This is a genomic window from Rhizobium sp. NZLR1 (genome assembly GCF_017357385.1).
In the GTDB taxonomy this organism is placed as follows: Bacteria; Pseudomonadota; Alphaproteobacteria; order Rhizobiales; family Rhizobiaceae; genus Rhizobium.
The window spans coordinates 1939435-1950832 of record NZ_CP071632.1 but is presented as its reverse complement, the minus strand read 5'-3'; the positions used below and the strand labels follow the sequence as shown (position 1 = coordinate 1950832).

The following is an 11398-nucleotide window of genomic DNA, read 5'->3' as shown; positions in this document are numbered from 1 at the left end:
CTACCGGCAAGTCAATAAAAAAGCCGCCCCGGAGACCGGAGCGGCTTTTCAGGAAAAAGCAATCCGATCAGCGGCGCGGGCCGCGCGCCACGCGCTCGATCTCTTCACGCACCAGCCGCTCGACCAGCGTCGGCAGATTGTCGTCCAACCATTCGCGCAGCATCGGGCGCAGCATATCCTCGGCGATCTCGTCCAGCGAGCGGCGCTCCGCACCGTCGATCGCGGCGGCGAGCTCCTCGAAAGAGCGGCTGATCTGCAGACCGGCATCCTGTGAAAGCAGCGTCGGCTGGACCTCGTCCATGACGCTCGGCAGGAAACGTTCGGCCGAGGACTGTGCGGGTTCCAAAGCCGGCGGCATAGTTTCGACGGTGGGCGCCGGCTCGTCGACCGGTACCCGCGGTGCTTCCGCATAGACCGGCTCGGCCGGCTGCTCGATCACCGCCTGCGGAACAGGTGCAACGCTAGCCGGAGGAAAAACAGGCTGCGCCGGCTGCGGCTGCGGTACTGCTGCACGCGGCGGCTCCGGCATCACTGCCGGCTGCGGTTCGGGCTGGCGGAAGCCGCTCGGAATCTCACGCAGTGCCTGACCGGCCTGCACGGCGCTGCGCTCGGAGGCGGCGCGCACGCGGGCGGCGACATCGGCAAGCGACAGGGCGCGGGCCGGCACTTCTGCTTCAGGGGCGGTGCCGGCCGAATTGGCGGCGACGAAACGCGGATCGGAGGAGCGCATGGCCGGTTCGGGGAACTCCACGCCGGCATAGGTGTCATCCACCGTCAGATGGATTTCGGAGCCGTTCTCGTCCTCATCGGCGCCGTAGACCGGCGGCAGGGATGCGGAGATCGCCTTGCCGGCGCCGGGCTCATTGCTTTCGATGATCTGGCGAATGGAGGCCAGAATTTCTTCCATGGACGGTTCACGCGCTACACCTGGCTGAGCCATTTCAATCCCCGTTATCCAAAAACAACGACCCGATGATGTGGAGCGTTCACCCGAATCACCACGACCTTAGAATACCCCAGGCGGGAAAAAAATCATCGCGAATCAAATGAATGCGGCCATGCACAGTTTTGTTACCCGATGTTTGCGACCTGGCGGCGTCAGGGTAATTCATGTTTGTGAAGGCTTTCCAGCGGCACGAACAAAAACCGAGCATTAATGACAAGCCTTGCTCTTTACTCGGCGTCATCCTCGGCCTTGTGCCGAGGATCTGCGACGGAGAAATAGGCAGGCCTATTAGCCGGTCTGACAGGCCCCATTGACGCCCGTTGCTGAATTCATCGACAAAACCGCCTCAGAAAACGAATTCTCGCGCCTTGGCGAAACCGGGCAGCGGCTTCACGGAGGCATTGAAGAAGACGTTTTCCGAAACGGCGCCGCGCTCGGCGACGAATACCTTGGCGCGGGCAGCATTGCCGTAACCTTCGACGGTGATCAAACGGCCGCCATCACGCAATTGACCGAGAAGAGACGCCGGAACCTCCTCGACTGCGCCATTGACGAAGATCAGATCATAGGGAGCGCCGGCGGCGTAGCCCTTTTCGAGTGGTCCGGTCACGACTTCGACTTTGGCATAGCCGGAAAGCTGCGCCTTCGCCTCGGCGGCCAGCGTCTCATCGCATTCGAGCGCGATGACGGAGCCGGCAATGATCGACAGCAGCGCCGATGCGTAACCCGTACCGCAACCGACTTCGAGGACGAAATCATTCTTGGTGATCGCGGCCAGCTGCAGCAGCTTGGCGAGCGGCGATGCCTCCATCAGGAACCGGGCCGGCTTTCCCGGTGCTGCGGCCGATATCTCGACATCGTTGTCGATGTAAGCCAGCAGCTTCGCCTTCTCCGGCACGAATGCCTCACGCGGCACGGAGAGAAACGCCGTCAGCACGGAATGCGAGGTAACGTCCGTCGTGCGAACCTGGGTGTCGACCATCTTTGCGCGCGCTGCTTCGAAATCCATCATGTCCTCTGGCTCTTGAAAGCGGTTCCTATCCTTCGTCTCTTAATCCCCGCCACGGATGCTTTCAAGGCTTGGCAGCCTCCGGCGTAAAGAATCCGGCAGGCGCATCTTCCGCGCCACAGGGGGATTGAAGCGCTGCAACGCAAGCGTGGAATCCCCTGCCCCGTCATGTTATGATCCTCAACGGAGGAAATAAGGAGGAGCAGGCGATGTCTGCGATTTTCGAATATTTCTCGCTGTTCGATTTTTTCATCGTCGCAGCGCTCATCGGCATATTCTGCTGCGGGCTGCTTGACGGCGAAACGACCCTGAAGTGATTGGGCGCCGAAGGGCGCTCAGAGATATTCCCGGCATATCGTCTGCGGCAATCTCATGCAGGCAGACGCGGTTTGATTTGCACTCGGTTCGTTTGAAATCACGGCGCGACCCCGCTGCCCGCTACGCATGTTGCCAACAGCAGCCAGCACTTCCAGCCTCGACCGCCTCACGCACATTAACGTTACGTCAACCATTTTGTTGCGGCACCCTCACCTTTCGCTATGGGTGTGCGCATGCAAACCTTTCTGATAAAATCGCGTGATATAGAAGCGCTTCACTACAATGCCGATGCCCGCCTGCTGCTGATCAAATACAGCAGCGGCGACATTCGCAGCTTCACCGGCGTTTCGCCGCGGGCCATGCGACGGCTGCTCGGCGCTGGTCCCGAAATCGGTAGCGGGTCTGGATCAAGCGATCTGGTATATCAGGCGGAAATCCGCAAGGGCGGGCGGCCTGAAGGCGCTTTACCGCCTCAGGGGAATCAATCCGTCGCAGTTCGATTTTTCGGCCCGCCCGCGGATCTGGTAGCCGTGCGTTTCAGGCGCGACGCGTCGTCGCTTAACGGGCCGCAGCCAGGCGGTATACGTCGTGTGGAAAATTTTGGAGGCCTCGCCCGGAATTGAACCGGGGTACAAGGATTTGCAGTCCTCTGCGTCACCACTCCGCCACGAGGCCTCACGCGCTCGTTATCTGAGCCGTGGCGAGCGTTTAGAATGATCGTAAGGAAATCGCAAGAGGGCATTTCGGAAAAACGCCATTCCGCTGCTGCCGAAAAGGCCATTTTCCCATCCCGGAACGGCGCGGGCGCAGGCTGGGATTTCCATGGCCGTGACGATGCCCTATTTCCTGCCAATGTTTGCATTTGAAACGAATTGTCAGCTTGACGATCGTGCTGTTGGCCTCATATTGCCCCCGGGAGGGTGATAGGAGCTGCAATGGATTGGGCTGCCCTCAAATCGAAGCACGTGCATGCGGCATACGACGCCGACAGCCGGGATCTCCACGTAAAATTCCCGGGTTCTCCACCAGTGAAACATGCGGATATTCCGCCGCACGTCTACCAGAACCTGCTGGAAACGAGTGATCCGCACTTCTATTACAGTTATTATGTTGCGCCTTCCCGCGTATCACGGGGTGGGCGACATCCGGTCTCGGTCTCCCACGCGCTGAAGCTCGTCCTCCTGCTTGCCGTCTGCAGCCTCCTCATGGTGACCAGCCTCGATCCGGGTCCCAGTGGAGTGTTCGAGGAAAGCGAACTCAGGTCGAATTAGGCCCAAATTCGCATAGGCGGCGTGCCCGGCTCAATCGCTGGGCCTGCGGCAAGGCGACTGGCTGCTGGGTCGACATTGTCGGTTCTGTTCTGATTGCGATAACGGCGATCGTCGCGGTGGCGATCGTTGCTGCCATCACGCTCGTTCCGGCCGTTGAAATTGCGATAGTTACGAGGTCCGTTATAGCCTCCGCCTTGACCTTGGTCGATCACGCATCCCTCGGGACGGCGGCAGACGCCGCGAGCGTCAAAACCCCGGCTGTCGAGGGCCTCGGCAGGAACGCTTGAAAAAATCGCCGCCGCTGACACAACGACGATAAATAATGCCTTCATTTCCTCACCTGGACCAATTGGCGCGTTTTCGCATTTTACAATCCATAAACCATGAAGGCAAAAGCCATTCAGGGTTTCGCCAAATCTTTCTGGAGATGACTGTCAGCCAGCCGGGTCCCGCCGCCTGTGCCACCAGACCACCAGCCGCCGCCGAAGCCTGCGCGCGACAGGCAGATCGTGCGAAAGCACCAGGAGGCCGAGCGGCAGCATCCAGAATCCCAAGATTGGCAGGAAGCCTAAGAACCCGCAAAGAATGAGGGCCACGCCGATCGCCATCCGCGCGATGCGCGAACGGGGCATTCCGATGCTGAAGGAGCCGAGCATAAGCCTGCCGCTTGCATGATCGATGCCGAAGCGCCCCGCCCGCTTTTTGGGCCTTTCGCCGGCCCTCGTCTGTTCGCGATCATTCCGATTCGTCATTCCCCAGAGATGGGCACAGGCATCCCAAATACAAGTTCATTTCATTTTTTTGAAAAAACCGCTTGGCAAATCGGGCAAGCATTTGTATTAGCCCACTCACACCGCGCCAAGCAGTGATCCCTGGTAGCTCAGCGGTAGAGCATTCGACTGTTAATCGACAGGTCGCCGGTTCGAATCCGGCCCGGGGAGCCATTTTCAAGTTAATCGCCTGTTTCGTTGAGAAATCCGAAGACAGGCGCTTTCTTCTCACTTTTAGCCCTAAATCAGCATCCCCCTAATCCTTGCGAAAATCCACAAGACGCATAAATTCAATCCATCGGATAGCTTTTGCTGGTGACCACGGATGAACTGGCACCGTGCTGATGCAATCAAAGAAAGGTCGGGTCGAATGCTCCCCCCGACCTTTTTTTTGTTCAGACGCCGGAAACAAACGCCCGCCGAGTTGCTGCTCGACGGGCTGCTGTGGTGGTGTGGTGAGGTCAGGCCGACGCGACTGTGACCGGGTTACTGCCGACTAAAAATCGAAATACACGGTCACACCTGACCGACGACGATAGCCGTAATCGTTGCGATAGCCGTAATCGTCGCGATAGCCGTAATAGTCGCGATGCCCGTAATACCGCGGACGGTAGCACGAACCGTAGTACCGGCAGTCGCGGTAAGCGTACCGGCGGTTCTTCCAGTGGCCATACGCATATCCATTGCCGTGTCGACGGTGTTTGACCTGCTCGACGTCGGCGGTGTGCATTGCAACTGGTTTCGGCACGACGATCGGCGTGGCGTTTAGCGGCAGGGCAAAACATGCAGCCAAGACTGTGGCTGCGACTGCGGGAAAAAGCTTTTTCATCGGCGCATCCTTTCAGGCTCCGAGTCTGGGTTAATAGGCATTAACCTGGCATGAACGGCTCTCCGCTGTGGAATTTCCAGAAAGACACCAGCCGCCGCGCCCTAGTGTCGGATGGGGTGGTGATCGCGCCGGCCATCGGTGTTGGAGGAGCGGAGGTCACGTCAATGTGGCGTGAAGTGCCCCCCGCTGTTGGCCTGGGCAGCGGCCGAAAGGAACCGAGCGCACCCATAAAGCTGAGAGCCGCCCGGCCGCGGCGCCGTATGAAGCGGCGTCGCTCGCCTGCCATCGTGATGGTCACGATCCGGTTCAAGCAAAGCAAGACAGGGGTCAAGCTAGTCATACCCCGTGCTCCTGTGGACCACTCGCTCCTGGCCCGTGGCCGCATCAAGAGACCGCGATCGGCAACGTTCTGAGAGGCCTGAAAAGTTCTCATGCTGCGAACTTGGCAGACGCTACTTCGCCCTAGCACAGAGCACCACTATAACATTGTAGACGTCTTCACCGGATTGCGCGACTCGAAAACAGCAGCGGCGCTTCACCTGCGGTAGCCAAAGAACCGCCAAGGGTGTAGAGCCCATCGCATGGCCCTAGACCCACTCAAAGCACTCTCCGACTATTCCGAAGCCGATTGCACCGTGCAGTTCTGGATTGCCGACGCGCCCGCGGTTGAATTCAAATCTCTACAGGCCGCCGTGAGTTACGCGAAAAACAATGGCGGTCGATGGCAACAGATCGAAATCACGGTGCACTTGCCCCGCGAGGATATCGTTTACGCAACCGATAAGGTGCACCAGTTGATCGATGCATTGCGCCTTCACGGCCAGTGACATTGTTGGCATAGTCCCAAAGATCCAGGTCGCGAGAGAACAGCGTGGCCGCGGTCGTGTAAGCCCTCGTGGCGCCGGCCTTCATCGACGGCGATACCTCCGGGGCTGGTCGTCCTGGCGTTCGTCTTTAATGAAAGCGAAACGACGAACCGGCCGGCCTTTGCGTTGACGGTCGAATGATGTAGAGGCTGAGGCAGGACGCGACCGCCATTAACTTTAGAATGGGGTCGGGCGGCAGATTGACGTCACGTCGCTGCCACGAGATCACGTGGCCGTTCTCTCTTGATCATTGGAGCGTGGGAACCGCGCTCGCAGCTCCTTTTCAAACACATACTACCGCCACAGCAACCGGATAGGCTCAGTCATGGCTCTCGGTATGGCAATAGGAATTGGAATAGGCGCCGCGGTCGGCCCGATTCTGTTCGACGACGTCGCGATTGGCATCACGTTCGGGGTTGCGCTCGGCGCTGCCGTTGGGGCTACAATCAAACGGAAATGACGTCCGGGCGCGATCGCGATCCTATTGGCCAACGCTCCCGACTACGGAGCGCCTGCCTGACTTCTCCCCCATACTCCCGTTCTGTGCAGACGCGAGCCGCCTGCCTTTAATAGCTGCACGAACGACCGTCGCCGGGTCGGAAGCCATCGGCGCAGGCCGGATTCATGGAATCTCCCGGCTGATATCCCGATGCTGTGCCATATGAATTCGGCGGTGTCGAGCAGGCCGAGATCATGGCGGCAAGACTGATTGCTCCGGCTGCTACAAATGCCCGAAATCTGTTCATTGATGCTTCTCCAGTTTACGCCGTGACGCCATCATGAGTGCCTGTCCCTTGGGAGCAGCGGGAGGAATTTATCTTGCCCCCAAAGATATAGGCGCGTTGCTCGACTGGCGTTAGCGGGAGCGTCCAAGATTTCGTCGATCTTTATCATCCGCGCCTGAAGATCGTCGACGATCAAGCCGGCCGGGAACAAAGGCCGTGGTTCAAAGTTGAGTGGCATTAACAACGTAACGTCAGTTTCTGACAGGAGGTCTCTCATGGGTCGCGGTATTCTACTTTGGCTGCTCGGTGTTCCACTGCCTATCATCATTCTTCTGGCTCTGTTTATGCGATAGGAACAGATATGTCGGTTTCAATGACAGGTTCCGGAGAGATTGCCACTCCGGTCGAATCCTCCAAATCGGCTATGACATGGGGGCCCATCTTTGGGGGAGCCGCGGCAGCCATTGGCGTGACGCTCATCCTTTTGCTGCTCGGATCCGGGCTCGGGCTGACCATGGTGTCGCCCTGGTCGGGACAAAGCAGTTCGCTCGGGACACTCGGTGTGACGGCGGCAATCTGGCTCGTTCTCGTGCAATGGCTCTCTTCGGCGCTCGGAGGCTATATTACCGGACGGCTGCGGACGAAATGGGCGGCTGTCCACACTGATGAAGTTTTCTTCCGTGACACCGCGCATGGTTTCTTGAGCTGGGCTTTGGCGACAGTCTTCGTCGCCTGCTTTCTTGCATCGTCGCTGACCTCGCTGGCCGGCGCAGGTGCACAAGCCGTGGGTTCAGCGGCACATGCCGTGGGATCGACTGCCACTGCCGCCGGTACAGCAGCAGCATCGTCGGCAACTTCGCCGGTGGATCTCTCCACTTCCTATTTTACCGACGCACTGCTGCGCCCCGATCAGGCGCGAGCAGCGGCCACATCCAATGATTCCGCGGCAACATCGGAGGTGTCTCGCATCCTGCTCAACGGCGCCGCCGAGGGCAAGATTCCCGATGACGACAAGGCCTATCTTGCCACCATCGTCTCTTCTCGGACCGGTCTTTCCGAAGCCGATGCACGCACCCGCGTCGATGCGGTGTTGAAGCGTATCGACGACACCAAGGTTGCCGCCCAGAAAGCTGCCGATGAGGCACGCAAGGCGGCCTCCACCACGGCCCTGCTCGGCTCGCTGTCACTTCTGATCGGGGCTTTCATCGCCTCTGCCGCCGCAGCGTTTGGCGGATCGCAACGCGACGAAGAGGAAGATCTCATCGTCACTTCCCGGCGCTAAAGGCCCGGGTGAACTCGGGGCGCGGGGTCGAAAGGCCGCGCGCCCTATTTATGTTGTCTTGTTTGAAACGCAGCCCTTCGCCAGGTTGCAGTTTATTTTGCGGCGAGCGGAACATGTGGCCATTTTTGAGCTTCGGTTAAGTCAAACCTTTTCCGGAGAAGATAGATGGCCAAGAAGACGTCCAAGATCTCGCCCTCGGACAGTGCAACGATCCATGATCAGAAACTGCATCGCGGTGCAGGCGGTGAGCTTCATCAGTTTGCCGAAGACGGCATGCCGGTGTTGACCACGGCTCAAGGCGGCCCCGTCTCCGACGATCAGAATACGCTTCGCGTCGGCGCCCGTGGCCCCGCCCTCATCGAGGACTTCCATTTTCGCGAGAAGATTTTTCATTTCGACCACGAGCGCATCCCCGAGCGGGTCGTCCATGCGCGCGGTTACGGCGCCCATGGCTACTTCGAAACATACGAATCGCTGGCCGCCTATACCCGGGCCGATCTTTTCCAGCGGCCTGGCGAAAAGACGCCAGCCTTCGTACGGTTTTCCACAGTTGCCGGCAGCAAGGGTTCCGTTGATCTGGCGCGCGACGTTCGTGGTTTCGCGGTGAAGCTCTATACGCAGCAGGGTAATTGGGATCTGGTCGGCAATAACATTCCCGTCTTCTTCATTCAGGACGCAATCAAATTTCCCGACGTCATCCATTCCGTGAAGCCGGAGCCCGACAGGGAATTTCCGCAGGCGCAGTCGGCGCATGACAATTTCTGGGACTTCATCACCCTCACCCCCGAAAGCATGCACATGATCATGTGGGTCATGTCGGACCGCGCCATCCCGCGCTCCTTTCGTTTCATGGAGGGTTTCGGTGTTCACACCTTCCGCTTCATCAACGCCGCCGATGAATCGACCTTCGTCAAATTCCATTGGAAACCGAAACTTGGCCTGCAATCCGTCGCATGGAACGAGGCGGTCAAAATCAATGGTGCGGATCCGGACTTCCATCGCCGCGACCTCTGGCAGTCGGTCCAGTCAGGAAACTTCCCGGAATGGGAGCTCTGTGTCCAGCTCTTCGATCAGGACTTCGCCGATACGTTCGACTTCGACATCCTCGATCCGACGAAGATCATTCCCGAGGAGGTCTTGCCGGTCAAACCGGTCGGCCGTCTCGTGCTCGACCGAATGCCCGAAAACTTTTTCGCCGAGACCGAGCAGGTCGCCTTCATGACGCAGAACGTTCCGCCCGGCATCGATTTCAGCAACGACCCGCTTCTGCAGGGACGGAACTTCTCCTATCTCGACACGCAGCTGAAACGTCTGGGTGGTCCGAATTTCACCCATCTGCCGATCAATGCTCCGAAATGTCCCTTCCACAATTTCCAACAGGATGGCCATATGGCGATGCGCAATCCTGTCGGGCGGGTCAATTACCAACCGAACTCCTGGAATCAAGGGCCACGAGAATCGCCGGTTCAGGGCTATCGTCACTTCCCCGCCGAGGAGCAGGGTCCCAAAGTCCGGTTGCGGCCGGAAAGCTTTGCCGATCATTACAGCCAGGCCAGGCAGTTCTTCATCAGCCAGACACCGCCGGAGCAACGCCATATCGCGGCAGCGCTGATCTTCGAACTGAGCAAGGTCGAGACACCTGTCATTCGCGAACGCATGGTCTCGCATCTGATGAACATCGATGAGACCCTGGCCAGCAAGGTCGGCCACGCGCTCGGCTTCAAATCGATGCCGAAACCTGCCGATGCCGCCATGCCGACGCGGCAGGATCTCGAGCCGTCGCCGGCGCTCAGCATTATCGAGCGCGGTCCGAAGCGGTTCGAAGGACGCAAGCTCGGCATTCTTGTCAGCGATGGTACCGATGCCGCTATCTTCAAGGCGCTGCTTGCTGAAATCACCGAACAGAGGGCAAGTTTCGAAGTGATCGCGCCAAAGATCGGCGGCGTGACGCTCTCGGACGGCAATTGGATCGAGGCGCATCAGATGATCGACGGAGGACCCTCGGTGCTCTACGACGCCGTCGCGCTCCTCCCCTCGTCGGCGGGAACGAGTGACCTGCTGAAGGAGGCCACGGCCCATGATTTCGTGTCGGATGCCTTCGTGCACTGCAAGTTCATCGGCTATGTGGAAACAGCGCTGCCACTCATGCAGAAGGCCGGAATTGCCGATTCACGGGATGAGGGCGTGATTGCGCTCGGAGCGGCTGGGGATGTATCGGCCTTCGTCAAGGTGCTTGGCAAACTGCGTGTCTGGGGCCGCGAACCCTCGGTCAAACGGAATTGACCGCCGCCATGGGAATGATTTGTCGCAATCTAAAACCCGCGTAAACGCGGGTTTTATACCGTATGAGGCACGCAATTTATTGAAACTAAAGCGCGTCGCATCAAACTTGATTCATGCGACGCGCTTTAGTCCTTTGTTTTTATGCATGTCGTTATCCCGGAACCGCTGCACACTTCCGAGCGACATGCATTAAGTAATGGAAACTGCTTCGATCTGTTCCATCTTCCGTCCAATGCGCTGTGGAGAGCCGTATGCGCTGGTGCTTTCGACAGATCTCCGACTTAGCCGTCTTATGGGCAGGGCATCGTGTGGTCCCTGTCACGCTGGTCGCTTTCGTAGCCACATGGGCGGCAGTCGGCCTGAGTTTTTCCTTCCCGCGGCAGTGGCTTCTGCTGACCAACATGGTCGGTACAGCTATTATATTTTTCATTTTGCTGCTGGTGCAGCACTCGCAAAATCGGGACATGATGGCGCTCCATGCAAAGCTCGACGAACTCATCCGATCAAGCAAGGCAAGAAATCACTGGATTGCGGCTGAGAAGAAAGATGCCGACGCCATCGAGGAAATGCGCCAACAACACCACGACCAGATCTCAAAGACAATGAACTGAAGCGCGTCGCACGGAGGCGGTATGCATCAGGCGGATGCCGCCTCTGCGGCAGACTTTTCATCCGCTTTTTCCTCGACGCAGTCGGCTTGCGCGGCAAGCGTCTTGCTCATTTCCCTGAGTTCCTCCTCCTCCAGCTTTTCGATACCGACAAACTTGTTGGCGGCCTGGCTCGTCAGGATGAGTTCGTCAAGCTTGGCCTGGACCGCCTTTCCGTCGCGGTTCTGGCTGTTCTGCAAGACAAATACCATCAGGAAGGTGATGATGGTCGTGGTTGTATTGATCACAAGCTGCCAGGTTTCAGAATAGCCGAAAAACGGGCCGGAGATCGCCCATGCAAGTACGAGCGCCAGCGCCGCTACGAAGGTGAACGGCTTTCCCGAGAAATCGGCGACGAGGGTTGCAAAGGAAGAGAAGAAGTTGGGTTTGTTCGACATCTGAAAAGCCTCGCTGGATCGCAGCATCAATGCCGTCAATCGACAACATCAACG

Annotated in this window: 13 protein-coding genes, 2 tRNA genes and 1 pseudogene; 8 read left to right on the top strand and 8 right to left on the bottom strand. The window is 58.5% G+C overall.

What is annotated here, in order from left to right; genetic code table 11:
- Window positions 1-67: 67 nt before the first annotated feature.
- Together J3O30_RS09765 and J3O30_RS09760 are read right to left on the bottom strand one after the other, a co-directional pair.
- Window positions 68-940: a DUF2497 domain-containing protein gene (locus J3O30_RS09765; protein ID WP_207583957.1), complete on the bottom strand. Its 873-nt coding sequence runs from the start codon at window positions 938-940 to the stop codon at window positions 68-70.
- Between the two features lie 352 nt (window positions 941-1292).
- Entirely contained in the window at window positions 1293-1958 is a 666-nt protein-coding gene (locus tag J3O30_RS09760) for a protein-L-isoaspartate O-methyltransferase (RefSeq protein ID WP_207583956.1), read from the bottom strand.
- A 536-nt stretch (window positions 1959-2494) separates the two neighbouring features.
- On the opposite strand from J3O30_RS09760, the pseudogene J3O30_RS09755 reads away from it, so the two are divergent.
- Window positions 2495-2801 (top strand): annotated as a pseudogene (locus J3O30_RS09755) (hypothetical protein).
- A 73-nt stretch (window positions 2802-2874) separates the two neighbouring features.
- Here the strand turns inward: J3O30_RS09755 and J3O30_RS09750 are convergent.
- Window positions 2875-2948, bottom strand: a tRNA-Cys gene (locus J3O30_RS09750).
- A 260-nt stretch (window positions 2949-3208) separates the two neighbouring features.
- Between J3O30_RS09750 and J3O30_RS09745 the strand changes: the two genes are divergently transcribed.
- Complete coding sequence (locus tag J3O30_RS09745) at window positions 3209-3544, top strand: KTSC domain-containing protein (RefSeq protein WP_207583955.1); 336 nt, start codon at window positions 3209-3211, stop codon at window positions 3542-3544.
- Here the strand turns inward: J3O30_RS09745 and J3O30_RS09740 are convergent.
- Window positions 3541-3876, bottom strand: a complete 336-nt coding sequence (locus tag J3O30_RS09740) for a hypothetical protein (RefSeq protein WP_207583954.1) — start codon at window positions 3874-3876, stop codon at window positions 3541-3543. The genes J3O30_RS09745 and J3O30_RS09740 overlap by 4 nt on opposite strands.
- 102 nt (window positions 3877-3978) lie before the next feature.
- A complete protein-coding gene (locus J3O30_RS09735; RefSeq protein WP_207583953.1) occupies window positions 3979-4296 on the bottom strand; it encodes a hypothetical protein in 318 nt (105 codons plus the stop codon).
- Between J3O30_RS09735 and J3O30_RS09730 the strand changes: the two genes are divergently transcribed.
- Both J3O30_RS09730 and J3O30_RS09725 read left to right on the top strand, forming a co-directional pair.
- On the top strand, window positions 4216-4413 hold the full coding sequence (locus J3O30_RS09730; RefSeq protein WP_207584408.1) for a hypothetical protein: 198 nt from the start codon (window positions 4216-4218) through the stop codon (window positions 4411-4413). The genes J3O30_RS09735 and J3O30_RS09730 overlap by 81 nt on opposite strands.
- Window positions 4414-4488, top strand: a tRNA-Asn gene (locus J3O30_RS09725).
- A 322-nt stretch (window positions 4489-4810) separates the two neighbouring features.
- On the opposite strand, the gene J3O30_RS09720 is transcribed toward J3O30_RS09725, so the two are convergent.
- A complete protein-coding gene (locus J3O30_RS09720; protein ID WP_207583952.1) occupies window positions 4811-5143 on the bottom strand; it encodes a hypothetical protein in 333 nt (110 codons plus the stop codon).
- Between the two features lie 581 nt (window positions 5144-5724).
- Here J3O30_RS09720 and J3O30_RS09715 point away from each other — a divergent pair.
- Window positions 5725-5970: a hypothetical protein gene (locus tag J3O30_RS09715; RefSeq protein ID WP_207583951.1), complete on the top strand. Its 246-nt coding sequence runs from the start codon at window positions 5725-5727 to the stop codon at window positions 5968-5970.
- A gap of 605 nt (window positions 5971-6575) precedes the next feature.
- Here the strand turns inward: J3O30_RS09715 and J3O30_RS33145 are convergent.
- The gene (locus J3O30_RS33145) at window positions 6576-6755 is read right to left on the bottom strand and encodes a hypothetical protein (protein WP_246762740.1); all 180 of its coding nucleotides are present in this window, start codon (window positions 6753-6755) and stop codon (window positions 6576-6578) included.
- Between the two features lie 340 nt (window positions 6756-7095).
- On the opposite strand from J3O30_RS33145, the gene J3O30_RS09710 reads away from it, so the two are divergent.
- From J3O30_RS09710 to J3O30_RS09700, 3 genes are all read left to right on the top strand, one after another.
- Window positions 7096-8016: a hypothetical protein gene (locus tag J3O30_RS09710; protein ID WP_207583950.1), complete on the top strand. Its 921-nt coding sequence runs from the start codon at window positions 7096-7098 to the stop codon at window positions 8014-8016.
- Window positions 8017-8181: 165 nt separating this feature from the next.
- Entirely contained in the window at window positions 8182-10299 is a 2118-nt protein-coding gene (locus tag J3O30_RS09705) for a catalase (protein ID WP_207583949.1), read from the top strand.
- A 251-nt stretch (window positions 10300-10550) separates the two neighbouring features.
- On the top strand, window positions 10551-10910 hold the full coding sequence (locus tag J3O30_RS09700) for a low affinity iron permease family protein (protein ID WP_207583948.1): 360 nt from the start codon (window positions 10551-10553) through the stop codon (window positions 10908-10910).
- 26 nt (window positions 10911-10936) lie between these two features.
- On the opposite strand, the gene J3O30_RS09695 is transcribed toward J3O30_RS09700, so the two are convergent.
- Entirely contained in the window at window positions 10937-11344 is a 408-nt protein-coding gene (locus tag J3O30_RS09695) for a low affinity iron permease family protein (protein ID WP_207583947.1), read from the bottom strand.
- Between the last annotated feature and the right edge of the window lie 54 nt (window positions 11345-11398).

Coding starts and splice junctions, on each gene's coding strand:
- J3O30_RS09715 (WP_207583951.1), top strand. CDS start 5,725: ATGGCCCTAGACCCACTCAAAGCACTCTCCGACTATTCCGAAGCCGAT.
- J3O30_RS33145 (WP_246762740.1), bottom strand. CDS start 6,755: ATGAACAGATTTCGGGCATTTGTAGCAGCCGGAGCAATCAGTCTTGCC.
- J3O30_RS09745 (WP_207583955.1), top strand. CDS start 3,209: ATGGATTGGGCTGCCCTCAAATCGAAGCACGTGCATGCGGCATACGAC.
- J3O30_RS09695 (WP_207583947.1), bottom strand. CDS start 11,344: ATGTCGAACAAACCCAACTTCTTCTCTTCCTTTGCAACCCTCGTCGCC.
- J3O30_RS09710 (WP_207583950.1), top strand. CDS start 7,096: ATGTCGGTTTCAATGACAGGTTCCGGAGAGATTGCCACTCCGGTCGAA.
- J3O30_RS09705 (WP_207583949.1), top strand. CDS start 8,182: ATGGCCAAGAAGACGTCCAAGATCTCGCCCTCGGACAGTGCAACGATC.
- J3O30_RS09760 (WP_207583956.1), bottom strand. CDS start 1,958: ATGATGGATTTCGAAGCAGCGCGCGCAAAGATGGTCGACACCCAGGTT.
- J3O30_RS09765 (WP_207583957.1), bottom strand. CDS start 940: ATGGCTCAGCCAGGTGTAGCGCGTGAACCGTCCATGGAAGAAATTCTG.
- J3O30_RS09730 (WP_207584408.1), top strand. CDS start 4,216: ATGATCGATGCCGAAGCGCCCCGCCCGCTTTTTGGGCCTTTCGCCGGC.
- J3O30_RS09735 (WP_207583953.1), bottom strand. CDS start 4,296: ATGACGAATCGGAATGATCGCGAACAGACGAGGGCCGGCGAAAGGCCC.
- J3O30_RS09720 (WP_207583952.1), bottom strand. CDS start 5,143: ATGAAAAAGCTTTTTCCCGCAGTCGCAGCCACAGTCTTGGCTGCATGT.
- J3O30_RS09740 (WP_207583954.1), bottom strand. CDS start 3,876: ATGAAGGCATTATTTATCGTCGTTGTGTCAGCGGCGGCGATTTTTTCA.
- J3O30_RS09700 (WP_207583948.1), top strand. CDS start 10,551: ATGCGCTGGTGCTTTCGACAGATCTCCGACTTAGCCGTCTTATGGGCA.